Source organism: Bradyrhizobium sp. LB14.3, assembly GCF_040547985.1.
Classification (GTDB): domain Bacteria; phylum Pseudomonadota; class Alphaproteobacteria; order Rhizobiales; family Xanthobacteraceae; genus Bradyrhizobium.
In genome coordinates this window covers 312,004-338,726 of sequence record NZ_JBEPQT010000005.1, presented here as the reverse complement: position 1 = coordinate 338,726, position 26,723 = coordinate 312,004, and the positions used below count along the sequence as shown (strand labels likewise).

Annotated in this window: 19 protein-coding genes; 1 reads left to right on the top strand and 18 read right to left on the bottom strand. The window is 57.8% G+C overall.

The annotated features are described in order from the left end of the window. The first annotated feature begins 169 nt into the window (after positions 1 to 169). Positions 170 to 925 (top strand): class I SAM-dependent methyltransferase, encoded by a 756-nt coding sequence (locus ABIB00_RS14130; RefSeq protein ID WP_354104751.1) that lies wholly within the window; start codon positions 170 to 172, stop codon positions 923 to 925. Between the two features lie 354 nt (positions 926 to 1,279). Here ABIB00_RS14130 and ABIB00_RS14125 read toward each other — a convergent pair whose 3' ends face one another. The 18 genes from ABIB00_RS14125 to rfbD form a co-directional block, all read right to left on the bottom strand. Then, positions 1,280 to 2,209: a glycosyltransferase family 8 protein gene (locus ABIB00_RS14125; RefSeq protein WP_354104750.1), complete on the bottom strand. Its 930-nt coding sequence runs from the start codon at positions 2,207 to 2,209 to the stop codon at positions 1,280 to 1,282. A 65-nt stretch (positions 2,210 to 2,274) separates the two neighbouring features. Next, positions 2,275 to 3,255 carry a glycosyltransferase family A protein gene (locus ABIB00_RS14120; protein WP_354104749.1) on the bottom strand — a complete coding sequence of 327 codons (981 nt, stop codon included), beginning with the start codon at positions 3,253 to 3,255 and terminating at the stop codon, positions 2,275 to 2,277. 17 nt (positions 3,256 to 3,272) lie between these two features. Continuing rightward, positions 3,273 to 4,415 (bottom strand): DegT/DnrJ/EryC1/StrS family aminotransferase, encoded by a 1,143-nt coding sequence (locus ABIB00_RS14115; protein WP_354104748.1) that lies wholly within the window; start codon positions 4,413 to 4,415, stop codon positions 3,273 to 3,275. Then, complete coding sequence (locus tag ABIB00_RS14110; RefSeq protein ID WP_354104747.1) at positions 4,412 to 4,576, bottom strand: hypothetical protein; 165 nt, start codon at positions 4,574 to 4,576, stop codon at positions 4,412 to 4,414. The genes ABIB00_RS14115 and ABIB00_RS14110 overlap by 4 nt, the downstream gene beginning before the upstream one ends. 279 nt (positions 4,577 to 4,855) lie before the next feature. Further along, a complete protein-coding gene (locus ABIB00_RS14105; RefSeq protein WP_354104746.1) occupies positions 4,856 to 5,371 on the bottom strand; it encodes a UDP-N-acetylglucosamine--LPS N-acetylglucosamine transferase in 516 nt (171 codons plus the stop codon). Positions 5,372 to 5,547: 176 nt separating this feature from the next. After that, the gene (locus ABIB00_RS14100; protein ID WP_354104745.1) at positions 5,548 to 6,405 is read right to left on the bottom strand and encodes a glycosyltransferase family 2 protein; all 858 of its coding nucleotides are present in this window, start codon (positions 6,403 to 6,405) and stop codon (positions 5,548 to 5,550) included. Positions 6,406 to 6,557: 152 nt separating this feature from the next. Next, positions 6,558 to 7,583 (bottom strand): NAD-dependent epimerase/dehydratase family protein, encoded by a 1,026-nt coding sequence (locus ABIB00_RS14095; RefSeq protein ID WP_354104744.1) that lies wholly within the window; start codon positions 7,581 to 7,583, stop codon positions 6,558 to 6,560. Next, a complete protein-coding gene (locus ABIB00_RS14090) occupies positions 7,556 to 8,734 on the bottom strand; it encodes a DegT/DnrJ/EryC1/StrS family aminotransferase (protein ID WP_354104743.1) in 1,179 nt (392 codons plus the stop codon). The genes ABIB00_RS14095 and ABIB00_RS14090 overlap by 28 nt, the downstream gene beginning before the upstream one ends. A 96-nt stretch (positions 8,735 to 8,830) precedes the next feature. Then, positions 8,831 to 9,352 (bottom strand): acyltransferase, encoded by a 522-nt coding sequence (locus tag ABIB00_RS14085; RefSeq protein ID WP_354104742.1) that lies wholly within the window; start codon positions 9,350 to 9,352, stop codon positions 8,831 to 8,833. 28 nt (positions 9,353 to 9,380) lie between these two features. After that, the gene (locus ABIB00_RS14080; protein WP_354104741.1) at positions 9,381 to 10,883 is read right to left on the bottom strand and encodes an oligosaccharide flippase family protein; all 1,503 of its coding nucleotides are present in this window, start codon (positions 10,881 to 10,883) and stop codon (positions 9,381 to 9,383) included. Positions 10,884 to 10,905: 22 nt separating this feature from the next. Continuing rightward, positions 10,906 to 11,970: a Gfo/Idh/MocA family protein gene (locus ABIB00_RS14075; protein WP_354104740.1), complete on the bottom strand. Its 1,065-nt coding sequence runs from the start codon at positions 11,968 to 11,970 to the stop codon at positions 10,906 to 10,908. 286 nt (positions 11,971 to 12,256) lie between these two features. Continuing rightward, positions 12,257 to 12,769, bottom strand: a complete 513-nt coding sequence (locus tag ABIB00_RS14070) for a glycosyltransferase (protein WP_354104739.1) — start codon at positions 12,767 to 12,769, stop codon at positions 12,257 to 12,259. An 879-nt stretch (positions 12,770 to 13,648) separates the two neighbouring features. Further along, positions 13,649 to 15,076 (bottom strand): HlyD family type I secretion periplasmic adaptor subunit, encoded by a 1,428-nt coding sequence (locus tag ABIB00_RS14065; protein ID WP_354104738.1) that lies wholly within the window; start codon positions 15,074 to 15,076, stop codon positions 13,649 to 13,651. After that, entirely contained in the window at positions 15,073 to 17,286 is a 2,214-nt protein-coding gene (locus ABIB00_RS14060) for a peptidase domain-containing ABC transporter (protein ID WP_502917812.1), read from the bottom strand. Before ABIB00_RS14060 ends, ABIB00_RS14065 begins: the two co-directional genes overlap by 4 nt. Further along, positions 17,264 to 17,587 carry a hypothetical protein gene (locus tag ABIB00_RS14055; RefSeq protein WP_354104736.1) on the bottom strand — a complete coding sequence of 108 codons (324 nt, stop codon included), beginning with the start codon at positions 17,585 to 17,587 and terminating at the stop codon, positions 17,264 to 17,266. The genes ABIB00_RS14060 and ABIB00_RS14055 overlap by 23 nt, the downstream gene beginning before the upstream one ends. A gap of 10 nt (positions 17,588 to 17,597) precedes the next feature. Then, a complete protein-coding gene (locus ABIB00_RS14050) occupies positions 17,598 to 24,821 on the bottom strand; it encodes a DUF4082 domain-containing protein (RefSeq protein WP_354104735.1) in 7,224 nt (2,407 codons plus the stop codon). Between the two features lie 109 nt (positions 24,822 to 24,930). Next, positions 24,931 to 25,818, bottom strand: a complete 888-nt coding sequence (rfbA, locus tag ABIB00_RS14045) for a glucose-1-phosphate thymidylyltransferase RfbA (RefSeq protein WP_354104734.1) — start codon at positions 25,816 to 25,818, stop codon at positions 24,931 to 24,933. After that, complete coding sequence (rfbD, locus tag ABIB00_RS14040; RefSeq protein WP_354104733.1) at positions 25,727 to 26,716, bottom strand: dTDP-4-dehydrorhamnose reductase; 990 nt, start codon at positions 26,714 to 26,716, stop codon at positions 25,727 to 25,729. The genes rfbA and rfbD overlap by 92 nt, the downstream gene beginning before the upstream one ends. Positions 26,717 to 26,723: the final 7 nt, after the last annotated feature.

Below are 26,723 nucleotides of genomic sequence, written 5' to 3'. Positions count from 1 at the left end.
TCCGCGCGCAGCCAGTTTCCGCGGAATCGGATGCCAATCCGTATGAAAAAAGGCGTGTCGCGCAGAAGTACGATATTCAAGCGTCCCGAGCTTATTATTACGATTAATATGTGATATAGTTGGCCGCATTAAAAAAACCGTGCACGCGGTTAAATATGGAGATGGCGTGATGGCCACAGTTTCTTCCCGAACTTTAGAGATCGCGCGAGATTGGAAGAGCACAGATTATTACAACAAAGCGGAATCGGATGCCTGGACCGATCCGTTTTGGAAACCGGGAACGCAATTCCGACGCCTGTTCGAGAAACTGGATACGACGTCAACCGTGGAACTCGCGTGCGGGCACGGTCGCCATTCCGTTCGTTTGTTGAGCACAAAGGGCGATCAGACGGCGCTTCAATCGCTAGTTCTGCTCGATGTCGTCGAGGATAATGTGCTGCATTGTAGGCGACGATTTTCGGACGTTTCAGGAGTAAGCGTGCATACCAATAGCGGCTACGACTTCCATCCCGTCGAGGATGGGTCCGTCTCCGCTATATTCTGTTTCGATGCGATGGTGCATTTCGAGTATGACGCCGTTTTCTCCTACCTGCAGGATGCTTCTCGCATTCTCAGACACGGCGGCCGCGCACTGTTTCATCACTCCAACTTAGACAAGTATCCCGGATCGGAGTACAGAAATAATCCTCATTGGCGCAATTTTATGAGCAAGAATCTGTTCGCGCACGCGGCCACCAGATCTGGATTGCGTGTGCTCGAGCAAGTTACGATAGATTGGGACGAATCACAAAACTTGGACTGCCTGACTCTTGTTGAAAAGAGGGCAGATGGCTCGCTGAAATTGGAGACGCCAAGAGCGCGCAACACAAGCAGTCTGCTTACCCGTCTCGCGGGCAGAGCCAGGCGCATGGGCTTCCAAAAATAGAAAGCGACGGATCGATCCACCGATATGAGTAGGCGGCTCGCCGCTGCTATCGCTCGCCGGGTCTTCGAGCGACAGCAGTGGGGTGACTTACGCGCTTGAATGACGAACGCGGCCTTCTCCACCTTCAACGCAATCGCCCGGAGGAAGACATCTTCCGGGACGCTTTCGCACCTCCTTGGTCTGTCTGATCAAGTTCGACCGCGCTGGTTGCGAACTCCGTACGCGTCAAGGGCGGGTATCGACTTCGAGACGCCAAAGAGTTGAATCCCGCCCGAAAGGCGGTTCTCACTTTGGCCTTACTCCCTAATCTAGCCGACCCCCCGCGATCGGATGATCAAGAGGAGACTGTTTCGACTATTTGTAGCGACTCCGATCAACCTGACGATCAATCATGATGTCCGACCGAGTTGATTTGACCCGTCTCGCGTCCCTGAACCTTTTTATGCGGGACCAACCAATACGCAGCGTGCTTTCCATTTTGTCCATAGAGTTGCGCGCGAACCGCGTGCGGCTTCGAAACGAATCGTACAACGCTGCATTCGCGTTTGGAACGCCAGGTCTCCAAGGTTTGTTCCAGGTCGTGAAGTGAACTATGCTGGGTTTGTACTGGCCTGCCAATTCGGAGACGTCGAGCTCCGTGTTGTAAGCCAGATAATTCCATCGGGAATCGAGCCCTTTCCAAAGGCCATCACACGCAACATTCAGTGCGTCTTGATCCGAGTAGGGCGATCCAGGATAGCGCTTGAGATAGTCTAACGCCGTTTCGGAGATTTTCGCCTGTCGCCATTGGTCAAGGTCTATTAGAAGTACACCGGCATTAAAGTAGTCTCGCACGCGAGGCACCGGTGCGTGAACGGTTTGATTTTTTAGCTGAGAATCGAGGCCGTCCAGAACCGCGCCAAGAACCTTTCCCCCGAGATCTGTTGCGCAGAGCGCCTGCAAGTCATCAAGAACGAGGAGATCGGAGTCTAGATACAAAACCCTGGAGACAGTGTTCGGAAAGATGCGGGGGATAAGGAATCGGGCGTAGGTGACTTTTGAAATGTACCTAATGGTCGAGAAGTCCCGAAACATCTCCAAGTCTACTTCGATCCATCGGATCGACGCAGAACCATGCGGAAGAGAGTCCAATATTCTCTTTCGGATACGCTCGGAAACACCGTCGACAAGCACATGAAACTCGAGCGGTTCGTCGCTTCTATTCGTCTCCACAACTGACCGCAGGGTCGTTGCAAGCGGCATAGAATACCGCCGGTCACAAGCGAGGACAATCGGGCATCGCATTTGTTTTGATTCCATAAGGAAACGAAATGATTGTCATCGACCTCGTGAGCCGAGCGAGCAATTCGTTAGTCCAATAGCCTGCCCGGCGCTCTTCTGATAACGGACAACGCCCATCGACGGCCGTCTTTGCCTGGAATCTTCAGCACTCGCCAAATTGGCGGAAAGTATCGCAACCGGCGATCCATGGTTGTGGCTTCGTGTATGTGGCAAAGGCCGTCACTAAGGCGCCCACGTCGCAGCAATCCGATCCCACTGCGAAACACTTGGTGAGCCAGCGTATGGCGCGCCCGGGCACGTAAACTCCGCGAATTTGGAACGCGATCCCCGCATTCATCAAAAAAGCTCTCGAACGCGAGCAAGCACTGCCGATAATCTAGTATTCTCTTGGCAAAGTAGGCGTTGGACATCGCCGACGAATGCTTGCGATAGATTGCCTGCACCGCATTGATCTGGGCAACTGTGCCGTGCGCAGCAAAACGTAACCACATTTCCATATCGCCGGCGTGAGGGAGCGACGTGAGGTATCCGCCGATCGCCTTCTGTGTCCGTGTCCGCGCAATTGCGGTCGCTGAGGGAACGTCATTTCTGGCTGTGGTGCACATCTCTTTTATCAGGTCTTGCCGTGTCCAAGAATGGTTCTCGCCCGCAGGTAACGCAGGAATCGGTAAATCGTCAAACCAGAGGATGCATTCTCCATATGTAAGAACAACGTCGGAGTTTGCGTCCATGATCTCCGTTGCCCGCTGGAGGGCTCCGGGAACCAGCAGATCGTCAGCGGACAAAAGCAAGAAGTATTCGGATGATGCCCACGCGATTCCTTCATTGAACGTATTGATATGACCATGATTGCGCGAATGCGCTCTCACCGTCACCCTCGGGTCGCTTTGCTCCAATTTCCTTGCGACTGACACCGAATCGTCCGAGGAGCAGTCGTCGATGATAAGTACGCGCAAATCCGAAACGGATTGGCTGAGAATGCTCGACACGCAAGCCTCAAGGAAGCGCCCATAATTGTAACAGGGGACAACAATATCGACCTTCGCCATTCCCGTTATCCTGACTATCAAGCTATTCGGATGTGCTCCAGCAGGGCACCGATGACTCGATTGACATCGTCCTGGCTCATTTGCGCGTAAATCGGCAGCAGTATCGAACGATCCTGCGCGAGTTCGGATTGACGGAGATCATGGCGCTGCTTCCCATTAGCGTAAGCGGGTTCGCGGTGCGAGCACATGATCCCCCGTCGTGTCGCGATTCCCTTATCGAGCAGGTCTTGCATCACGGTGCGCTGGTCGAGGTGGTCAGGCAAACGCACGCAATAGCTTTGCCAATTGGACCTGGCCCACTCGGGCTCCCCCGGCACGCGCAGACCCTCGAAATTGGAGAGTAGCTCGGTGTATCTGGCAGCGATGGCGCGGCGTCGCGCCACCAGTTGCGGAAGGCGTTCGAGCTGTTTGCGACCGATCGCCGCTTGTATGTCGGTCATGCGGTAATTGTACCCGACGACGAGATAATCCTCGAAGATTACTTGAGGCGAACCATGCCGCACCGTGTCAGGGACGCTCATGCCATGTTGGCGCAACAGTCTGAATTTGCGATCAAGCTCCGGATCGGCGGTGGTCAGCATCCCGCCTTCTCCGGTTGTGATCACTTTCCGAGGGTGAAAAGAAAAGCAGCCGATGCGGCCATGCGGCTTTCCAATCGACTCCCATTGCCCATTCATGTGGATTTTACTGCCGGCAGCACACGCCGCATCCTCGATCAGGACAATGCCATGACGGTCAGTTATCTCGGTAAGTGTTGCAAGGTCGCAAGGCATGCCCATTTGGTGGACTGCGATGATCGCGCGCGTTCGCGGGGTTATCGCTTCCACCAGCCGGGTGGGCTCGATGTTGTAGGTTAACGGATCGATGTCTACAAAAACGGGTGTTGCGCCTTGAAACCGGACCGAGTTGGCCGTTGCGATGAAAGAATGACTCGGCGTGATCACCTCGTCACCGGGTCCGATGTCCAGCGCCGCCAACGCGAGCTGCAGGGCTGTGGTACAATTTGATACAGCGCATGCGAAGGGTGCGCCGACAAGGGTGGCGAATTCTTGCTCGAAGGCGGCGACTTGCGGACCTTGCGACACCCAGCCCGATAGAACGACTGCGCGCGCGGCACCCGCTTCTTCGTCGGCGAGGAGCGGCAGTGCGATCGGAATCACGACGCAACCGCCTCTCGCGGGCTGACCGCAACGAGCTTGCGTTCCGCGCGCCGCCACTTCACGAATTGCGCCGGGCCCTGCTCCAGCGCACTGCTGGCGGCCCGATTATTCGGCAGGTCATCCGCCTCCATTACATGCGCGCCGGCGTGAGATTCTTTCATTTACACTTCCTTTGACAAGGTCCGATGTCGATGAACTGCGTTGCACGCGCGGCGCCGCGCTGCGGTTAGGCCCAGAATTTGGCGGCGCGTGCCTGGGATATCTGCGTCTCTGCCACTCCACATTGCTCGTGCCCGCCCACAACAACAGTATCTATCCGACAAACCAATGCGTGCGGTCGTGCGATGCCTGTGTACCGAGCCGCTCGGCCCCGCTGGCCCACTCATCAACCGTGTGGACGAAGCGCTCAAGATATCCCGGCGCTGCGCCCATCGCGAAGCTCACAGCACCGCGCCTGTGTAGTAGGGCCCGTTGGGTCGCGCCAGATGAGGCCACTGCGTTAGCCAGAGGTCGGCGCAATGGCCAATTCGGTCTCCCGACATCGAAAGCTGCTCAACGTTGGCGATGCTGTCGAGCCAGATGGTGCGCGCACCCATTATTTGTCCGAATCGCAACGCCAAATATCCCGGAGCGGCCCCCGTCGAGACTACGATGTCCGGCTTTTCATTCCAAACGATCCAGGCGATCCTGCGCGCTGCTTTCAACAGCGCGATCTTGGTCCAGCGGTTAGCATCGTTGACGAGGTAGAACTTGTGGTCGGGCACCTGCGCGCCATAAGATTCATGGACGGTGACGAACGTAACCTCGCAATGCTCGAAAGCGGGTTTGATCCGCAGCAGCTGCACCCAATGGCCCCCACCCGAAGAGACTGCCAGCACTTTCGGCCGTACGTTGCGTGACCGCTCCGTATAGGGGTTCAGCACCGGGTTGCGATCAAAGACCGGGCTCCGAAGCATTGGCTGGCCTCCCTAAGATGCTGCAAGATTCGCAAGCTCCCGTATCGAAAGCCTCGAATTGCCAGCATTCAATATTAAATGCCATTTAAATTAACAAGCAAGCCATTTAAAATCAAGCATTTTATATGGCGCGACGCGTTCGGTTTTCCTATCACGCGCCCAACCGAATTAGGGCCTCATTTGATCGAATCTGGCAGCGCCACCCGCGAAGTCTCGTCTCGTTGCCAGAGATGATCTCCACGTCGGCCGCCTCTGGTTGCGTTACATCGAGCAGCAATGTTCACCCAGCAATAGATCAACAATCCCGGCCATAAGCGAGGTTCTTTGAACAGTGTAACGAGCGTCCGATTATTGCCCGCTCCCTTGTTTGCGCGCAGCTCGGGAAAGCGCCGGGCGAGCTCGAATGTTCCCCTATAGGCCCGTGTTCTGACGGCGACGAGCTGCAGCAGAGTGCGTGGGGCGAATACCGTGGACCTCACGTGGGGCAGAGTCTCCCTCTCTTCCCGTCTGAACTGAAGTCGAACATAGGTGTCATCAGCAGTGATGTCTGGAAATTGGCCGAACCGCGTGCGTCCGGCCTCGGACAAGGCGTAGACGCCTGAACCTCCGATTCCCTCGCGCGAAGACGGCAACCGTGACCGAATTCCGAAGTATTTGCGGACGAGCCAGGAACAGCCCGCCAGATTGATGTCTGCCGTAGGCGCCACCGCCAAAACGTCACCTTCATTGAGGCGTCTTGCCAAAGCTAGAATGGCATGAACGGTAATAACGATATCGGCGTCAGCATAAATTCGCGGAAAGATGTTCGCGACTTGATCACCAAGATTCAGAGCGTGGGTCTTCCTTGCGGTGTCCGACTCCACAACCTTGATGGTCGAGCCGAAACGCCGAGCGATATTCGCGGTGCCGTCTGTACAGCCGTTGCAAACGACGACCACGCGCAGCTCGTCCGAACCTGGCTTGCCGACCCATTGGCTCAACGTCCGAGCAATCACGGAACTCTCATTGTGGGCTGGGACGACGATCGAAATCATGGCTGGCCCGGTGGAATGGATCCGACTTCCGTGCCTCTCTGAGGCGGCCGCGGGGTCCGTCAGTCTCAGCGCGAGCCCCTGCTAAGCCGCCATCGGCGGCACCAACGAAATCTATCCGGATGGCACGGCCGCGCGTTCCGCCTCAGCCGCAATCACGATGCCGCCGCCTGCCGCTGACGATCCGAAGCGAGCTCGCGTTCGGATCGCCACCATTTCACGAGATCGGCGAGCCCCTGCTCCAGCGAAACCGTGGTGCGGAAACCCAGCAGACGTTCTGCCTTGCCCGTCGATGCTAGTCGTCGTGGTACCGGATTGACCGAGCGCTCCGGCCCGAATTCGGGTGTCAAGCCTCGGCGTCCCATCACAGACGCAAGCGCCATAGCCAGCTCCGTCAGGCTGGTTTCAGTGCCGCTCCCAACGTTGAAGACCTCATCGGTAATCTTTGACCTGGCTGCAAGGATGTTGGCGCGCGCGATGTCGCGGACGTGGACGAAATCCATGCTCTGACGGCCGTCACCAAAGATGATGGGAGGCAATCCGGCCTCCAGCCGCTCCATCCAGCGGATCAAGACCTCGGTGTACCGTCCGTGGATATCCATCCGGCTGCCATAGACGTTGAAATACCGGAACGCCACGTAATCGAGGCCGCATACATCGTTGAAGGCCCGCAGAAGCCCTTCGTTAAACGCCTTGGCGACTCCATAGAGAGTCCGGTTGTTGTACGGATTCTGCCGCTCGGTTGTCGGAAACTCCTCGGCCATGCCATATACGGATGCCGAGGAGGCTGCGACGATCTTCTCAATATCGTGCTTGATGCACAGCTCCAGCAGGTCGTAGGTGGCGTCCACCATGACTTCCTTGGCGAGGCGTGGCTCGGCTGCACAATGAGTGATGCGGAGTGCGGCCTGGTGAAACACGATATCGGCAGCCTTTACCAGCGCTTCCATCAGCTTGCGATCGCGTATGTCGCCGTGAACCAATCTCACCGGTCCACGCCCGAGCGCACGCCGGAGATTTTCCGGCCGGCCCCTGACCATGTTGTCGAGGGCAACGATCTCGATGCAGCCCTCGTCGCAAAGCAGATCAACGATGTGGGAGCCGATGAATCCCGCGCCGCCGGTGATCAGAACGCGTTTTCCCTTGAGATCAATCAAGACGCTCTCCTGTTGTGGGACCATGTCATGACGCTTTGTGGATGCTCCACACGGTTGCTGATCGTTTCGCTGGGCCGCAGTGCCGCCGCGCTCCTCAATGTGGAGACAACTTCGGCCGCCTGTACCGGCAGCAACTCCGGATAGATGGGAAGAGAGAGGAAGTCGTTCGCAAGCATCTCGGTGACGGGGAGATCACCGGCATGATAACCGAGTTCTGAATAGGCTCTCTGCAGATGCACCGGAACGGGATAGTGAATCCCGGCGCCAATGCCGGAATCACGCATTAGCGTCAGCGCGTCGTCGCGGCGCTGCAACCTGACCGCATAGACGTGATAGACGTGACGAGCGTACCGGGGCGGCTGGGGACGCGCGAATGGGAGATCGGACAGCAGTGCATTGTATCGCTCAGCGAGCGACTGACGCGCTTCCGTCCAGCGCTCAATGTAGTCCAGCTTGACGTTCAGTATCGCGCTCTGAATTTCGTCCATGCGATAGTTATATCCGGGGATGACGTGGTCGTATTTCGCCTCCTGTCCCCAATCCCGCAGCAGTGACACACGGCGCGCGAATTCAGGCCGATCGGTTACGATGGCCCCACCCTCGCCAAACGCTCCAAGATTCTTTCCGGGATAAAAGCTGAAGCATCCCAGATCGCCAATCGAGCCTGCGCGACGTCCCCGGTATTCCGCGCCGTGCGCCTGCGCGGCGTCCTCGATGACGACCAGACCGTGACGACGCGCGATCTCCATTATGGGATCCATGTCGGCCATCAGCCCGTGGAGATGAACTGGCAGAATAGCTTTGGTTCGCGGTGTTATCGCGGCCTCGATCAAGCCGGGATCCATCGTCCATGTTACAGGGTCGACGTCGACAAACACCGGCCTCGCGCCGCTGTAGAGAATGGCCGCGGTCGTCGCGACGAACGTCATGGATACTGTGATGACTTCGTCACCGGGTCCAACGCCCGCCGCCAGCAAGGCAAGGTGAAGCGCGGAAGTGCCACTGTTCACCGCGCGGCAATGGGCGGTCCGGCAATAATCCGCAAAGCGACCCTCGAAGGCGGTGACCTCCGGCCCGAGCACAAAGTGCCCGCTAGCGAGGACCCGAGCCACCGCGGCGTCGATTTCCGGCTTGATTTGGCGATATTGGGCTTTCAGATCAAGGAAGGGTATCAAGATTCAAAACCTTATTTGGACCAACAGGATATAAAAACAATTAATCCACATTATAAGCATTTAATCAAGCATTACACTATAATAAATATATTCGGATTAAAATGGCTTGCGAAGCGGCTCTGACGAGCCACGATCGCTCAGGATGGTGGTTTCCGGCTCCGGACAGAACCGGGCGGGCACTCCCGCGACGGTGGCGCCGGGCGGAACGTCCTTCGTCACCACCGCACCCGCGCCTACGGAGGCCCCCTCTCCGATCGTTACACCGCACAGAATGGTGGCGTTCGAGCCGATCGAAGCTCCCCTGCCCACATGAGTGCGTTGCAGTGTCCAGTCCGAAGCTTGCTGAGGACGACCATCCGCGGCCGTTGCCTTCGGATGCTTGTCGTTCGTGAACATCACGCCATGACCGACGAACACTTCGTCCTCGATCGTGACGCCCTCGCAGATGAAGCTGTGCGACGATATCTTGCAACGCGCACCGATCTTTGCCCCCGCCTGGATCTCGACGAAGGTTCCGATCCTGCTCTCGTCACCTACTGTGCAACCATACAGGTTGACTAGATCGGGATGAAAGATCCTGACGTCCCTACCGAGCTCTACGTCCTTTGTAATAGGCATCTACGCCTCCAAGAATCGGCAGAAGGCCTCACAGGGCTGAACGCGATGGCCTCAGCTTTGGTGCAGCACGGGCGAGACTAGCTGCGGCGAGATGGAGCTGATGCAGTAGCGGGTGGCCGGTCACTAGCAGCCCTAGCGACCAGCAAAGCGCCGCAGCACACAATCCCGAGGCCAAACCGGCAAGCGGTGTCACGATCCCCGCTTCCGTCAGCGCCGCACAGCCGGATGTGCCTAAAGCGGTTACCGCCGTGACCACACCGCTCTTCATCAGCGCGCGAAGAATGTTTGTTGGCCTGAAGCCTAGATGCCGCCCGATAAAATAGATCGCGACGGCAGCCTGGAAGGGCAACGTCAAAACTGCGGAGGCGGCGACAGCGTGCACACCGAAGAAGGATGCGCCAAAAATTACAAGCAGCGACGGAGGTAGCGAGATGAAGGAGGACACCAAAGCATCCCGCACACTTCCGACCGCTACGAGCATCGGATAGCTCAAGCACGCTGCGAAAAGCGCCATGTTTGCGATGCAGAGCAACCGCACCAGAGGCACGACCTCCAGCCATGTCTCGCCGAGCCAGATTGCGATGATCGGACGCGCCATGATGGCCACGAATATCAGGAAGGGCCAATGCGCGGCGGAGAGCAGCTCGATCGCCTCGAGATAAACGGCCTTCAGGTCATCCCCCGCTTGGCGCCTTGCGACAATCGCGGGCATGATCACAGGGTTCAATACCTGCGTAACGAGCTTGTCGAACGTTTGCGTCAGGTTACTCGCGCGGCTGTACAGACCGACGGACATGAAGTCCAGAATTCTTGCAAGGAACAGCTGGGGCGCCAGATTGTAGAAGACGTTGATGACGCTGATCCCGCTGGCATAAAGGCCGAAGCTGACGATTTCGCGATATTTGAGGAGCGAGGGACGCAGCGCGTCGAAGTCCCGATGACTGGCGAGCAGCGTCAAGGTCAGAACCACGCTTCCCGCCAAGGCACCCCAGACCGGGGCCATATAGCTGAATCCCGCTATCGCTAGCCCGATCGAGACCACTGCAACAGCCACACCCGCGGCGAAGTTGCAGATGGCTAACGTGCCGAACTTCATGTCCCGGCGCAGCAAGGCTGAAATTGTGCCGGAAAATGGCGCCAGGAAAAAATTCAGCGCCGACACCTCTATGCCCTTCTTGAGACCGTCCTGGGCGAAGAGATCTGAGAGCGCGCCCGCAAGAACTAACAGAAGAAGCGCGATGGCTACTGAGATCCCCAGCGAGATGGTGAAGGCTGAGCGAATATCGGCTGGAGATAGATCACGCTTCTGAATCAGATAATTCCCCCCCCCGAACTCCTGAAAGGACGCGCCAATTACCGCGGTCACGGCATTGACAACCGCATACACTCCGAATTCCGTGGGCGATAGCAGACGAGAGAGGACGGCGGTGACTACCAGGAACAGCACGAGACTGCCATAGCGATCGACCGCCGAAAACAGGATGGAGCGTCGTACCGAACTCATTGCGAGACCGTCGCGCTGCTCGCGCATTTGAATGTTGCCCGCCAATGGTTCAGACCGTTGCCGTCGCACGCTCCGGAACCCTGCGCTGCTGCCGCTTCAGCAGGACCGGTTTGCCGTGCTCGGCGATCGAGCGCGATGCAGCCTCCAGGACCTCGATCACCCGCAGCCCGGACATGCCATTCGAAATCGGTTGCGTCCCGCTACGCACACATTCGATGAAGTGGTCGACCTCGACCTGCAGCGCTTCCCTGGGGGAGACGTGGGGCGCCCACATATCGCCGGCCCGATAACCGATCCGGAACTGATGGGCTTTGTCGGAGGAGCCATCGACCGTGATGCCCTTGTCATACACCTTGATCTTTTCCGTCGGCTCAAGATCGTCATAAACGATCATCTTCTTGCTGCCTCCGATGAACGTCTGGCGAACCTTGATCGGCGAGAGCCAATTGACGCTGATGTGAGCCACGCATGCACTGTCGAAGAACAACGTGATATGAGCCATGTTTTCCGGCGAGCCGACCACATGGCATGATCCTGTAGCCGAAACGGCAACGGGCTGCTCATCGAAGATATAGTGAATGATCGAAATGTCGTGCACCGCCAAGTCCCAGATCACGTTGACGTCACTCTGGAACAGGCCAAGGCTCGCGCGTGTGCCGTCGTAGTAATAGACGCTCCCGAGCTCCTTCTTGACCATGAGCTCGCGGATCTTCCGCACGGCCGGCGTATAGACGAAAGTGTGGTCCACGCTCAATATCAGACCGCGCCGATCCGCCTCATCGATCAGGTGTCTGGCCTGATCTGAACTTTGTGCAAGCGGCTTCTCCACGAGAACGTGCTTGCCCGCCCTGAGTGCGGATAGAGCCAGTTCATAGTGTGTATGAACCGGCGTAGCGATAGCCACGGCATCGACGGCAGGGTTCTTGAGCAGTTCGTCGCAACAGGATGTTGTTATCACCCCTGGATAAAGCCGCTTGCTGGCCCCGAGCTTTTCCGAGTCAAAGTCGCATACGCCGATTAGACGCGCCGAGGGATGAGCAGCGAAATTGCGGACTAGGTTCGGTCCCCAATAGCCGTATCCGATAACTCCAATTCCTATTGTGTCGCTCGACATAATTGCACCGGTGATCTGAAATCGGGTGAAATGTTGAATTTACTTGGCTATCGCTTTCGGTTGCTCTGGCGATGACCAAACTGCTGGCCAATACCAGTCGGAAATGAACGCCGGCACGCGCGCAGTGCATCCCGTACATTCCAGCTCACGATCATGGAGGATACGTCAAGCAGCACCGCCCCGTTCTTTGGCAGCCTTGGTCGTTGGCGTATGCACCCCCTCCATCGGTCTCACACGACTCGAGACGAAAAGAGGCTCGACCGACTTGTAGCTCCATGTTGACCGCCTAAGCTGAAGCGCTGGTAGCTTGGGAACGGATATGTCCCGATTCAATAAAAGTCCGAATTGTCGTGATCAGCTGCGGTGATGCTTCTCCACCGAGGCGCTCGCATCGGTTGAGGACGTCCAGTTGATCAAGCTTGTCGGCTAGTTCGCTTTCCTCAAAAGCGACCTCAATCCGGCCCTGCGCGGCAAACTGTTTTGCCGTTGCGACCTGATGATCGTTTCGGTGTTCGCCTAAGCTTGCACGACGCGGCACGACAATAATTCTCTTCCCAAGTTCGAGGGCGGTAATGATGGAGCCCATGCCCGCATGAGCGATCACCAAGCTTGCGGCCTCAACGCAATTTCTGAATCCGCTGGGGTCGACGAACCGTTCGGAGCGGATGTGCTTGCATTGATGCCTTGATGGCCCGATCTGAGCGAACACATCGCTTCTCGCCCGTGCACCGGCCCATTCATCGACCGTTCGGATCAGACGGTCAAACTGAACTTGCGTACCTACTGTTACGAAGATCATGAGAAGCGTCCTTGATAATCAAGCGCTCGGCGAGCAGTATTTTGGTCCTGATGTCTTGCCATCAGATGCGCTCTGGTTCCTGATAAATGCTGCGTGGGTTGCCGGTCGTGGATGGCGCGCTCGCGAGAGGCACGGTCTCGACCATGTTTGAACATCGACGCTGCGGACGCATCACGGCTCCTGCGAGGAAACACGACCATTAAAGTTGATTTAATGTTCTATTTAATTCATAATCTAACAATACAGGATCCGTCATTATTTTCAAGTGACCATCTTATTAGATTTTTAAAACACGCAACCGCATGCAGAAACAGGATATTTCGAGCTGGATTCGCGCAAGTCGAATTAATTGAAGCCATTATTATGTACCTCAGCGGCTGAGCCCGCCTCGCAGTCTCGACGCGCAGAATTTCCGAGCAATCGGTTCGGAATTTGAGGTAGAGAACGGACCTGCAACGCGCCGGCATCGTGATCCGACATCTGGGCGTGCGGCCGCTGCACGAGGCTCAGCCGGGGGTCCCCACTCCCGTTCGCAACCAGTGTTGGCGCGGACCAGGCGCGAAGACGTTCGCCTTTCGATCGGCCCATGGCTCGCGTCGCGAGATGTGGTGCAAAGTGAGACGGGCAGATCGCGCACTATTGGAGCATGGCGGAGGGACTGCTCGTACTCGCATCGCCGTTAGACTTTCACGCCGCTAGCGAGCAATCCAGCGCATTCCGTCGGCGGGCACTTAAGCCAGTGCGGTCCTGTGCGCCATCGGATCATTTGGGTGGTCGCGGCCGCCGGAACATGGCTTGCGATTGGCCTACAATTCCAGCAGCGCGTGCTACGGTGCCGCTGGAACTGCTTTCATTGGATCGCCGTCTGCCCTGAATGCCCTAGTATTCTCGGATGCTTTCATCCAGACCGCGAAGCAACGGGTACAGGAAATATGAAATCACGGTGCGCTTTCCGACTTTCATTTCGGCCGTCACGGCCATACCTGGAATCAGTTGAATGCGCTCAGGCGGCACCCGAAGGTGAGCGTCGGACAAATCGACCAGTACGCGGTAATAGGGAGCTGGCGCGCGGCGCACACCTTCGGCTTTCGGGTCGGGCGAGAACGTGTCCTGACTGATGACGCGGACTTCGCCCGTTGCAGTTCCGTACTTCTGGAAAGGAAACGCTTCGAACTTGATGCGGACAGCTTCTCCAACCGCCACCTGACCAATATCTCGACCCTCGACATTGACCTCCGCCTGGAGAGGCACATCACGAGGAACCAGGACAAACAGCGTTTCCGCTTCGCGAACCACCGAGCCGACTGTCCGGTTTGCGATCTCCAGCACCACGGCATCTGCCGGCGCCTGCAGGACGATCAGCTGCCGACGAAGGTCGGCCTTCTTCAATTCCTCTGCTGCGCTATTGCGCTTCGGGACGGTCTCCACCAGTTCCTGGTAGGTGGTGCGACGAAACTCCTCGGCGAAGACCTTTTGGTCAGCCCGGGCCTTATCCAGCCGATGTGTACTATCGGCGATACTTCCATGAACGCGCGCCAAATTGCTCTCGACCTCGAGCCGTGCATCGCGAGACAATAGGAAGTTCAGCCTCGAACCGACCTCCTTGTCCATCAGTGTGGTGCGCATAGCTTCAATTGAACGCATCGTGTCGAGTCGCTGAATGAGAACCGCCTCTTCGTTCTGCGCCGTCTTAAGATTGGCCTGAGCGGAAGCGATCTGTGCGTCGTAGTTTTGGATCTGCGCTTCATAGGCGGCCCTCCTCTGCAAGAACAACTTGCCCTGCAGGACCTGGTCCGCATTCGAGAGCTCCGTGACGGAATATTGGGTTCCATTTAGTTCGGCGCCCAGGCGATCGATCGACGCATCGAATCCCGCCACTTTGCCGCGCAATTGATCGAAATCCGCCTGCGAGAAAGTCGGATCGAGCGTAGCCAGAACGTCGCCGCGGTTGACGCGATCACCGGCCTTGACGTGGATCTCGCGTATGACCGACGTTTCCAACGGTTGCACGACCAGGTTTGGACGTATCGTGGTCAATTTCCCCTGCGCCGTGACGATCATCTCCACCTGCGATACGGATGCCCAGGTCACCGCGAAGGCAATCATTGCAAGCACACTATAGAGAGTGAGACGCGCAATCCGCGGCGGCGCTTGCTGTTCGACTTCGGTCGCATCGGACTGGAATTCGACGATTGCAGGCGCTTGCCTCGGCACTGACCTGAATAGCTTGCGCCGTCGCTCGACCGTTCTGGCCAGAACCAGACCGTCCGGCTTCGTGTCCGCGCGTGATTGCCTTGTCTCCTTCATGCAATCTGCTTCATCTGTTGGTTCCACAAATGCCTGTAAATGGTGCATTTCGACAGAAGGTGGTCGTGGCGATCTACGTCAACGATTCGGCCGCGGTCCATCACCAGGATCTGGCTTGCTTCGGTCAGCATTGACAGCCGATGCGAGACGATGATGACGGTACGCCCTGCCGCCAAACGGCGGAGATTGCGCTTGATGATCATTTCGCTTTCGGAATCGAGGGCACTCGTCGCCTCATCGAAAATCACGATCCGTGGATTGACGATGAGAGCCCTCGCAATCGCGAGCCGCTGCTTCTGCCCGCCGGACAGGTTCGAGGCATCTTCCTCGAGCATGGTGTCGAAGCCACGGGGCAACCGCTCGATGAACTCGTCGGCGCCTGCGAGCTGCGCCGCAGCGACGACTTCGGCAAATGTCGCGTCCCGTTTCACGCAGGCGATATTGTCGCGGACCGTCCCTCGAAACAGGAAATTATCCTGCAAGACGATTCCGAGGTTTCGGCGCAGGTGTGCCAAGTCGAGCTCCCTCGAATCGTATCCGTCGATACGGAGTAGTCCCTGTTGCACCGGATACATGCCCGAAATCAGCCTTGTGAGCGTCGTCTTGCCAGAGCCGCTTCGGCCCACGATCCCGAAGATCGAACCCGGCTCGACGGTGAAGGAGACATCATCGAGCGCCGGCGCTCCCTCAGCTCCGTAGCGAAAAGAAACACTCTCGAACTCGATTTTTCCGGCGAAGTCGGGCCGCAGCCCATCTTTCTTGCCATCACGCTCAGGCTTCTGATTCATCACCTCGCCAAGCATTTTCACGGCAAGAGCAACTTCCTGGTATTCGTGCACCATGGTCACGAGTTGGACCAGTGGTCCGGAGACCCTGCCGGCCAACATGTTAAAGGCGACCAGCGCGCCGATTGTCATTTCTCCAGCGAAGACATCGAGTGCTCCGACAGCGATGATCCCAAGTGTCATGATCTTCTCGAGAAATCCAGTGAGGGCCTGGGCACCGGCGGAAATCTTCTCGACACCGAATCGCATGGTGATCGACTGTGCACAGCGGCTATCCCAAATCCTGCCCTGCACGGGCTCCATCCCTAGCGACTTCACCGTGCGCATACCGTGAACTGTTTCGACGAGGAGAGCCTGCCGCGCGCCTTCCGCCTGGTAAAGATCGTAAAGACGTCGCCGGAACGGGCCCATGAGCAGGCCGACAACAGCGCCGCTCGCGGCAGTGAAGGCCAGAACCATAAGTGTCAACTTGACGCTGTAGAGCGCAAGGACCGGCAGGAAGACGAATAGCGAAAGCGCGTCGAGGGTGGTTAAGAATAGTCGGCCGGTCAGAAACTCACGGATCCGCGCCGCTTGCTGCATGTGCTTGACCAAGACCCCCGCTGCCATGTGCTCGAAGAAGGTGACCGGCAGCCCGAGGAGATGACCGAACGTCTTTGTAGCAACTCGAATGTCGACCTTATTGGTCGCATAAAGCAGCAGGTAGCGCCGCAGAAAGCCGAATATCGCGTCAAAGACTAGTGCTGCGGCCGCCCCTGCCGCGAGTACGTAGAGCGTGGTGAAGCTCTCGTGAACCAGAACTTTGTCGATGACGAGCTGGAAAAAGATCGGGGTGACAAGGCCCAACGCATAGAGCAGGATGGCGGCAATCGCGACGTCCCTGAACAGTCGCCATTGAAGAAGCAATTCCGGTACGAACCACCGGAGGCCGAAACTCCTGCGCCCATCCCGTGTCAACTGCTCGCGCTTGATCAGGATGGTGTCCCCGGCCCATTGGGCACAGAATCGGGCCCGGTCGACAACCAAGACCTCGTCCTTGCGGTCGGCGAGCGGGTCGAAGACGCTGACGACCTCAGTGCCCTCAGCTCCCACTCCTGCACCAAGGACAACGATCCAGTTGCCATTGGCGAGCCGCGTCAGCGCCGGGTAGGCTTCTCCGAGACGGATCAGCGCACCCCACTCCATTTTCGTGCTTCTCGCGCGCAGACCTGCATCCTTGGCCATGCGCAATAGAAGGTTCAACGAGAGCGGAGCGGCTACGGCATAGGCGTGCTTTAGACGCTCGACCGCCAGGTCGAGGCCATGATAACCGGCAATCTTGGACAGGCATTCCAAGGCCGTCTGTGTCGCCAATCCAGGCGGCTCCGCAACCCGGCCTTTCGCGCCACCAGCGGAGTCGATTTCACCGGAAGTTTGAAGAGACATTTTGAGACCGTGGCGCGTTGGGCGCGAGCGCATCGCGTACGACCGACGCACCGTTGTGCGAATCAGCTGGCTGATTCCGCCGGATCACGCCCGCGTCGACCAACCCCTGAAGCGCCTTCTGCATCACATCGACCGAATTGGCGAAGGATTCGACCGAAAGGATCAGCCGCTGAGAAAACACGCGTTTCGGCACATTGTTGGCGTCACGCTCCGTCGGTGAAAGACTGACCAGATCGACGCGGACGATGGTTCCGCTAACGGTAATTTCTTCGATTCCGTCGGTATAAAGTTCGGCGTGCATCTGGTGTCTCCTATGCTGCGAGCTGCTGCCTGAAAACCACATCAACGCCGTAGCTCGTTGCGTTGTAAGTGTTGTTTGGAAACAGGCTATCCGTCCCGTACGCAAACACACCGTTGCCGGCGATCGATGCCGAGGATGGAGCCGTCAGAGGTCCGTTGGTAATTGCGCTGGCGAGGAGGCCCGGATCAGCCGCGTAATTGCCGGCGGTGTGATAGGAGGCGACGTAGGTGGTTCCCGGCATGATCGTCACGGGCGTGGCAAAATTGACCTGCTGCCAGCCACCAGCCGTTTCGCTGGTAAATGTCGCGGTTGCCAGCAAACCAGTGTTGCTCCAAAGATCCGCAACGTGGGTGCCCGTGTTGGACGGCCCCTTGTAAAAGCGAATGCCGACAACATCGCCAGGGGTAGACGTCTGAAACTTGACGCCCAGTTCCACGGAATTTGGATCATTGGCTGCCACAATGCTAGGCACCTGACTTGCGCTGAACAGGCTCACAGTCGTCGAAGACGCAGCGGTCACATTGAGAGCGACGGATGTACTGGCGGTGCCACCATGGCCATCGGAGATGCTGTAGTTGAAGGACGCCGATCCCGTGTAGCCGGTCGTCGGAGTGAAGATCACGCTGTTGCTTTGGGCGTTGAAGCTGGCAACGCCATTCACACCGCCGCTCGCGCTCGTGATCGTGAGCTTATCGCCATCGGGATCGGTGTCGTTGGCAAGCAGTACCGAGGTCGGTATCGCGAAGGGGACGTTCTGCGTGGCGTAGAGGCCGCTGTCGTTCGCAGCGACTGGTAACTGGTTGGCGCCGCCGCTCAAGCTGTTGAACACGACGTCCACCCAGTAGTTGGCGGCTTTGTAGGTGCTGGTCGGGAACAGATTGCTCGTTCCGTAGGTGTAGACGCCATTGATGTTCGCAGGAGCCGTGAGCGGACCACTGGTGCGAGCGGTGGTGAAGTAGCTGGTGCTGGAGGCATAGTGGCCGTTGCTGTGAAAGCTCGCGACGTAGGGGATGCCAGCGGCGATGGACACGGGATTGCTGAATGTGACGGTCTGCCAGCCACTGCTACCCTCGTTGGCGAAGGTCGCGCTCGCCAGCAGCGTACCGGTGCTGCTCCACAACGAGCCCGTATGGGTCCCGGGGTCATTTGCGCTCTTGTAGTACTTGATGCCGGTGATCGTGCCTGCCACGGAGGAGGTGAATTGCATGCCAAGGTTGACTTGCGACGTATCGGAATTCGACAGAATGGCCGGCGTGTCCGAGGTCGAGAACAGGCTCACGCCTGAGGGCGCTGTCGTCACCGCGAGATTGAACGTCTCGCTGACTGACAGACCGCCGACATCGGTGACCGACGTCTTGACGCTGAGGGTGCCAGCACTGGTGGACGTTGGTGTCCCGCTGAAGGTCCGTGTCGAGGCATCGAAGGTCAGCCATGCGGGAAGTGCCGTGCCGTCGGCGGCGGTCGCTGTGTAGGCGAGCGAATCCCCGGAATCGACGTCGGTGAAGGTGCCCGCAGGCAGCGTTAAGGAGAATGACGTGCCGACTGTCGCGGTCTGATCGCCAGTCTGGACGGCCAGCACTGGCGCGTCGTTGGCGCCATGAATGGTAACGGTGAGCGTTGTCGATGACGTGGCGCCGGCGGTGTCGCGCATCGTGTAATTGAACACGTCGGTGAGCATGTTGGTCGACAGCCGCAAGGCCTGCACGGCCGGATCCGTCTCGCTGACCGTGTACGTGAAGGTGCCCGAGGCATTGAGCACGAGGCTGCCATGCGCTCCAGATAGTGCTGAACCAAGTGCACCACTGGTCGAGCCGAAGCTGAAGGCGGTGACCGTCTTGGTATCGTTCGCATCGGGATCGGTATCGTTGGTCAGCACGTTACCGGTGGCCGCCGTGCCACCGGTGCTGTTGTTGAACCCGCCCTTCTCGGTGGCATCACCGACGTCAGCAACCGCGGTGGGCGGCGTATTATTCGTGGTGGAGGATCCGCTGAACACGACGTCCACCCAGTAGTTGGCGGCTTTGTAGGTGCTGGTCGGGAACAGATTGCTCGTTCCGTAGGTGTAGACGCCATTGATGTTCGCAGGAGCCGTGAGCGGACCACTGGTGCGAGCGGTGGTGAAGTAGCTGGTGCTGGAGGCATAGTGGCCGTTGCTGTGAAAGCTCGCGACGTAGGGGATGCCAGCGGCGATGGACACGGGATTGCTGAATGTGACGGTCTGCCAGCCACTGCTACCCTCGTTGGCGAAGGTCGCGCTCGCCAGCAGCGTACCGGTGCTGCTCCACAACGAGCCCGTATGGGTCCCGGGGTCATTTGCGCTCTTGTAGTACTTGATGCCGGTGATCGTGCCTGCCACGGAGGAGGTGAATTGCATGCCAAGGTTGACTTGCGACGTATCGGAATTCGACAGAATGGCCGGCGTGTCCGAGGTCGAGAACAGGCTCACGCCTGAGGGCGCTGTCGTCACCGCGAGATTGAACGTCTCGCTGACTGACAGACCGCCGACATCGGTGACCGACGTCTTGACGCTGAGGGTGCCAGCACTGGTGGACGTTGGTGTCCCGCTGAAGGTCCGTGTCGAGGCATCGAAGGTCAGCCATGCGGGAAGTGCCGTGCCGTCGGCGGCGGTCGCTGTGTAGGCGAGCGAATCCCCGGAATCGACGTCGGTGAAGGTGCCCGCAGGCAGCGTTAAGGAGAATGACGTGCCGACTGTCGCGGTCTGATCGCCAGTCTGGACGGCCAGCACTGGCGCGTCGTTGGCGCCATGAATGGTAACGGTGAGCGTTGTCGATGACGTGGCGCCGGCGGTGTCGCGCATCGTGTAATTGAACACGTCGGTGAGCATGTTGGTCGACAGCCGCAAGGCCTGCACGGCCGGATCCGTCTCGCTGACCGTGTACGTGAAGGTGCCCGAGGCATTGAGCACGAGGCTGCCATGCGCTCCAGATAGTGCTGAACCAAGTGCACCACTGGTCGAGCCGAAGCTGAAGGCGGTGACCGTCTTGGTATCGTTCGCATCGGGATCGGTATCGTTGGTCAGCACGTTACCGGTGGCCGCCGTGCCACCGGTGCTGTTGTTGAACCCGCCCTTCTCGGTGGCATCACCGACGTCAGCAACCGCGGTGGGCGGCGTATTATTCGTGGTGGAGGATCCGCTGAACACGACGTCCACCCAGTAGTTGGCGGCTTTGTAGGTGCTGGTCGGGAAAATGCTTCCGGATCCGTAGCCATAGACACCATTGCCGCTAGCCGGAGCCGTTAACTGGCCATTGGCAAGCGATGCCGTGAAATAGTTGGGCGTACCGGAATAATTACCGTTGGTATGATAGGACGCGACGTAGGTGGCGCCTGCCGTGATGGCCACAGGGTTGGAGAAGTTGACCTGCTGCCAACCGCTGGCTGTCTCGTTCGCGAATATGGCAGTCGCAAGCAGCGCTCCAGTCGAGCTCCAGAGATCTGCAACATGGGCACCGGTATTCAATGATCCCTTGTAGAAACGCAGACCGGTTATTGTCCCGTTCACGGATGCGGTAAACTTGACTCCAACTTCGACGGGGCTGGTATCGCCGGAATTGGCGACCCCTGGCGCATCATTGGTGCCGAACAGGCTCTGCGCAGAGACGAGATAATCGACCTTGAGTGACACCTGGCCGGACCCGCTTTGGCCGCTCGTGTCTGTGATCGTATAGGTGAAACTCGCTATCCCAGCATACCCATTGGTGGGGGTAAAGGTCACCGTCTGGTTCTGCGCATTGTAGCTTACGTTTCCATTGGCCGGATTACCGACGCTGGTAAGTGAGAAAGCCAGCCCGGACGGGTTGGTGTCGTTCGCGAGCAGCGCTGATGCCGGAATGTTCAGCACACCATTTTGGGTAACCGTGAAGCCACTGTCCCCGTTAGCTTGCGGCGACGTCACGCCTGTATCAGAGAAAACGACGTCGACCCAGTAATTTGGGGCTTTCGTAGAGGAAACATCGTCGGGGAAGATCGGGCCAGTGCCATAGGCAAAGACGCCGTTGAGGCTGCTGCCAAGCGCAGTGAGCGCCCCTTTCGTAAGGCCTTCGTAGTTGATGAAGTAGAAATCAGTTGAGGAATAGTGGCCGGTGTTCGTGTGATAGGAAGCAACATACGTCACGCCAGCGTTAACAGTGATAGGAGTGGCGAAATTAACCTGCTGCCAGCCGCTCGCCGTTTCGTTGGTGAAGGTGGCGCTCCCAAGCAGGGTGCCGTTTGTGGTCCAGAGATCACCGATGTGAGTGCCAATGTTCTCAGGCGCTTTGTAGAAACGAATGCTGGTGATCTTGCCCGACACGGCGGGGACGAACTTGACACCAAGCTCAACTGAACCGGAATCGCTATTTGAGATCACCGCAGGCGTATCGGTAATATTGAAGAGTGTCTGGTTGGAAGACGGCGTGACGGTGTAGGTAACCCCTGCACCCGGTGTTTCCAGGTTCAGGCTGTCGTCGATTGCCCTGGTCTTAAGGTTATAGGTCCCCTGAGCCCCTGTGACGAACGTGTATGACCACGTCACATTCGCCGCGCCGACGTTACTGTTGGCCGGATGCCAGGTTGTTCCACCATTCGTGGAGATTTCGACGCCGGCAATCTTTCCACCGGCGTCAGCGGCCGATCCCATCACCGTGATCGATTGTCCCTCGACAACGCTGGCAGCCGAGAGATTGATGACACCAGAGGTCGGCGCCGTACCGTCTGTCGACTGGGTCGCGGCAGTCAAGTTCGCCTGCAGCGTTGCCGGCTGAACCCCCATGTCGGCAAACAGGTTAACCATCGCCTGCTGTACGTTCGGATCTACCGGAGTCGCCGGTCCATCGTGGTCGCTAGCAAGCGCCCATGGCCAGTTGATTGAACCGGCCGAGAATATCAGTGCACCACTAACGGGATCCCGATGCAGCACGAGATTGTGCGTCGCTGTGCCATCCGCGAACGTGTTGCCATAATCGAGGAGATACTGCCCACTTACCTGCACCGTTGAAGATGAGACGCTGATCAACCCCGCCGGGCGAAATCCGTTGTCCGGCGCGGTGTCCCATTCAACACCTAACAGGCCCGGTACGAGCGAGGCGGTCTGCCCGGCTGACGTTTGCGCGACGGCCGTGTTGCGCCAGAAGCGCAATTGGGTCATTGGATACGGTATCGTGATCGTATCGTACCGAAATGCGTTGACCGCGAACAATGTACCGGTCAACTCGTTCGAGGGAAGAGGCGGACCGAACCGCGGGTCAGAGTAATTTCCGGTCGCCTGTCCTGTTGGATCAATCAGCGCATTTGCGTGCGTATCCTTATAGCTGATGAGTGTGCGGTTGGCCGATCCGCTGCCGTCGATGCTGGGTGCCAACCTTGTTTTCCAAAAGATCTCGTTGCCTGTGAGAAACGCAAGGTTCACGCCAGCATGCGCTGCGGCCTCTACGTTGGCGCGCTGAGCTTCGGTCCAATACTCGTCATGCCCCGCGTCCATGAACACTTTGTGATTGAGCAACAACGAGCCGTTTGTCGCAGCATCGATTCCAGAAATGTAGGAGACATCGTACCCGTTTTGCTCGAGCCACTGAATGGCCGCAAACTCAGCCGTGAACGGGGAGTCTCCCCCCTCAGAAAAGGTTCCCTCGCCGTCACGCGTTACGAGAGGGCGATTGTAACTGACCGCGAAAGCCGATCCGTTGATGCCCGGGCCGTTCCCGAAATAAAGGTTGGCGCCTCCCCAACCGTTGTAAGCTTGCCAGTCCTCATCACTTGTCTGCAAGACGATATCGCTGTGCGAAGCGTCGTTCCTTATGACGAACGGGATCTGGAAAATCTGGGTGCCGTTGATGACGCTGGCGATGTAGACGCCCGAGACCGCATCGGTTGGCACGCTCCAGGCGTCGGTTACGCTCCAGTTGCCGGCATCTACGAGGCCAGTCGACGGGTCACTTAACGGAGCAGGTTGGACGACCGCGGCTGCCGCCTGATGCTGCAGACTCGTAACTAGTCTGGCACCATCGCCTCCATAATAGCCCAGGCGGTAAACATCGACGTGGTAATTCGGGTTGCCAGTCAGATTGTTTATCTTGAATTGGACCGTCCCTCCGACATCGGTGCTGATTGCTGTCGCAAACCCTTGGGTCAGAGTCGAATTGTCTCCTGGCTGAATCTGCCAGACACTTTTCGGCGTACCTGGCTTTTGGTTTTCCAGTACGATGGTATTCGTGGGCGGATCGGACACAATGGTGCCTCCCTGCCCATCACTTTTAAAATTCCAATTCGAGTCCATCCCCGAGAACAACAAGGTGATATCGGCCGCACCATTGCTGAAATCAACTACGCTGATATTCGAGCTATTGTCGTAGTGGACGGTCGCCGACATCGATGATGTGAAGGGTAGATCTTTCAGGTCGATCAGGTTCGCTGGCGAAAGCGCTGCCCCCGGCGACGAACCTGCAATCAACCCGTGGAACTTGGCCGACTGATCGAGGACAAGCGTGCCACTTCCCGCGTCGAACGACACGATTATGCCCGAGAATGATCCATTCAAGAACTGCCCGGAAACCGAACCTTCAATCTCAAGGATCGCCTTGTCTGAAATTTCGAAAGATCCTATGCCGGTGACGTCGCCCTTAAGTTTCCCTGTAGCAATGCCATCGCCAGGGAACGACCCTCCTTCGACAGCCCCGTTGTTCACTACATCGCCTTCGACGATAAAGGGCGATCCGACACCAAACGAAAGCGTCGCGCCTGCATCAACGACCAGACTCTTAATATCAACACTGGACGCGCCGGTGACGATATACGCTCCTGCCGCATCGAAGACCGCAGAGTCAATGATCGTCGGGACGCCGGCGCTCCAATTCGTGGCAATATCCCAGACTCCACCGCTGGAATTGGTCCAGTGCGTGGTGCTCGGGACCGAAATCGATGATGATGTCGGCGACGTCCGTTCGTTTGCTGCAAATGGGAACTTCGGGCCCTGATAGCGGCTCGTCAAAGACGTCGACGACAGCAGCTCAGACAATCGCGTTTGGAAGGGCGCAGAGAAAAGATGGGGCGGACTGGATGACCCGCTTGCTGGCGGATGAGCGAACAGCGGGATCCAAAGGCCGGGCGGATCGGAGTCCTCGAATGCATTCCACAACGGCGATTCTCGCCAAAAAACATTCAAATCCGCGGGAATATCTTCCGCTGAAGAAACGGCCCGGGCTCCCCGACCAAAGGCACTCGCCTTTTGAATAAGCATGGCCAATCCGATTAAACAAATAAACTATAGACATTTAGTTATATTTTAGACCGCAGGTCAATTCAATGTGCGCGCGTTTAAAACAAATATAGTTATCGACCAAGGAGCGCTATTTCGAAGCAAAATGCGTCAGCCGAGTGATTTCGTTCAGATATTTGCCGTAACCGCTCTTCTCCAACGGTTGCGCCAGCGCGAGAAGTTGATCACGATTGATGAAGCCGAGTCTAAAGGCAACCTCCTCGAGACAGGCAACCTTCATTCCCTGCCGCTTTTCAAGGGTCTGCACGAACATCCCGGCATCGATAAGAGACTCGACCGTGCCGGTATCCAGCCAGGCAAACCCCCGCCCCATGCGCTCAACGTGCAGCGCGCTGGCTGAAAGGTAGCGCATCTGAAGATCGGTAATCTCGAGCTCTCCCCGCGACGACGGCTCGACGCGACGGGCGTAGCGGACAACGCGATTATCGAAAAAATACAGCCCTGTAATCGCCCAATTCGAAGGTGGCCGTCTGGGCTTCTCCTCGATCGATACTGGGCGGTCCGCCTCGTCAAACGCGACGACGCCATATCGTTCTGGGTCCCGCACGTGATAAGCGAAAACCGTTGCGCCTTCTTCACGTCCTGCCGCCCTGGCAAGTAATTCGCTCAAGCCATCGCCGAAAAAGATATTGTCCCCAAGCACCATCGCCACCCGATCGTTTCCGATGAAATCGGCACCAACGATGAAGGCGTCCGCGAGACCGGCGGGGCGGGCTTGTTCCGCATAGCTGAGCCGAATGCCCCATTGGCTGCCGTCCCCCAGCAACCGCTCGAACTGACACCTGTCTGAAGGCGTGGTGATAATCAGAATTTCGCGAATTCCTGCCAACATCAGCGTCGACAGGGGATAATAGATCATCGGCTTGTCATAAATCGGGAGCAACTGCTTGCTGACCACGTGCGTGATCGGATAGAGGCGCGTTCCGCTGCCGCCAGCCAGCACGATTCCCTTGAGCATCGGTTTCTCCTTCTCCAACCAGCCGGTCGAGACAGACTTCGAGTGAGTGGCGCCAAGGGGCCAATCGAATCCCGAACACACGTTCGGCCTTAGATGAGTCCAGGCACGAGTTCCGTGGCCGACGCGCAGCGGTGGGAAACTCTTCGGTGGTGATCGCTTCGAGCGCCGGAATTCGCGCTCCACGACGGGAAAGCTCGTAGAAGATTGCCTGCGCAAAGTCGTGCCAGCTTGTCTCACCTTGACCGGCGAGATGAAAAATGCCGGCCGTGGCCCTGCGATCGGCCGTTACTGACCGTTCTGCGATCCGAAGGACGGCTTCCGCAAGGTCCAATGCTGAGGTCGGATTTCCATGTTGATCCCGAACAACCCTTACGATGGGCTGCGTCTCACATAGCCGCAGCATCGTTCGAACGAAGTTGCTGCCATAAGGGCTGTAAAGCCACGAGCATCTGATCACGGTCGCGAGCGGATGCGTGGCCAATACGGCTGCTTCGCCGGCAAGCTTCGACGCGCCGTAGACATTCAACGGCGCGGGGATGTCGCTTTCGTCATACGCATCCGGTTTCGCGCCGTCGAACACATAGTCGGTCGAGAGATGGATGAGTGGCACGCTCATCTGCCAAGCAACATTTGCTAGCGTCGCCGCGCCATCGCGGTTGATGCTGAACACTTTCGCTGCTTCAGATTCGGCCTTGTCAACCGCCGTATAAGCGGCCGCATTGATGATTGCAGACGGCGCGATCGAAGCGATGAGCTTGTCGATTCCTTCGCGGTTCTCCAGATCAAGTTCTCGGTGCCCGAGAGCCACAGCAGGCAGACCGCGCATTGTGGCGAGATCACGTAGGCACTTTGCCAGCTGACCGTTCCGCCCGGCAATGAGGATGGGTCGATCGGTCATCTTCACC

Bases quoted from the DNA above. Each gene is read 5' to 3' on its own strand.
- ABIB00_RS14130 (WP_354104751.1), top strand. From the start codon at position 170: ATGGCCACAGTTTCTTCCCGAACTTTAGAGATCGCGCGAGATTGGAAG.
- ABIB00_RS14125 (WP_354104750.1), bottom strand. From the start codon at position 2,209: ATGCGATGCCCGATTGTCCTCGCTTGTGACCGGCGGTATTCTATGCCG.
- ABIB00_RS14120 (WP_354104749.1), bottom strand. From the start codon at position 3,255: ATGGCGAAGGTCGATATTGTTGTCCCCTGTTACAATTATGGGCGCTTC.
- ABIB00_RS14110 (WP_354104747.1), bottom strand. From the start codon at position 4,576: ATGAAAGAATCTCACGCCGGCGCGCATGTAATGGAGGCGGATGACCTG.
- ABIB00_RS14105 (WP_354104746.1), bottom strand. From the start codon at position 5,371: ATGCTTCGGAGCCCGGTCTTTGATCGCAACCCGGTGCTGAACCCCTAT.
- ABIB00_RS14100 (WP_354104745.1), bottom strand. From the start codon at position 6,405: ATGATTTCGATCGTCGTCCCAGCCCACAATGAGAGTTCCGTGATTGCT.
- ABIB00_RS14095 (WP_354104744.1), bottom strand. From the start codon at position 7,583: ATGGTCCCACAACAGGAGAGCGTCTTGATTGATCTCAAGGGAAAACGC.
- ABIB00_RS14085 (WP_354104742.1), bottom strand. From the start codon at position 9,352: ATGCCTATTACAAAGGACGTAGAGCTCGGTAGGGACGTCAGGATCTTT.
- ABIB00_RS14080 (WP_354104741.1), bottom strand. From the start codon at position 10,883: ATGCGCGAGCAGCGCGACGGTCTCGCAATGAGTTCGGTACGACGCTCC.
- ABIB00_RS14075 (WP_354104740.1), bottom strand. From the start codon at position 11,970: ATGTCGAGCGACACAATAGGAATTGGAGTTATCGGATACGGCTATTGG.
- ABIB00_RS14070 (WP_354104739.1), bottom strand. From the start codon at position 12,769: ATGATCTTCGTAACAGTAGGTACGCAAGTTCAGTTTGACCGTCTGATC.
- ABIB00_RS14065 (WP_354104738.1), bottom strand. From the start codon at position 15,076: ATGAAGGAGACAAGGCAATCACGCGCGGACACGAAGCCGGACGGTCTG.
- ABIB00_RS14060 (WP_502917812.1), bottom strand. From the start codon at position 17,286: ATGTCTCTTCAAACTTCCGGTGAAATCGACTCCGCTGGTGGCGCGAAA.
- ABIB00_RS14055 (WP_354104736.1), bottom strand. From the start codon at position 17,587: ATGCACGCCGAACTTTATACCGACGGAATCGAAGAAATTACCGTTAGC.
- ABIB00_RS14050 (WP_354104735.1), bottom strand. From the start codon at position 24,821: ATGCTTATTCAAAAGGCGAGTGCCTTTGGTCGGGGAGCCCGGGCCGTT.
- rfbA (WP_354104734.1), bottom strand. From the start codon at position 25,818: ATGCTCAAGGGAATCGTGCTGGCTGGCGGCAGCGGAACGCGCCTCTAT.
- rfbD (WP_354104733.1), bottom strand. From the start codon at position 26,716: ATGACCGATCGACCCATCCTCATTGCCGGGCGGAACGGTCAGCTGGCA.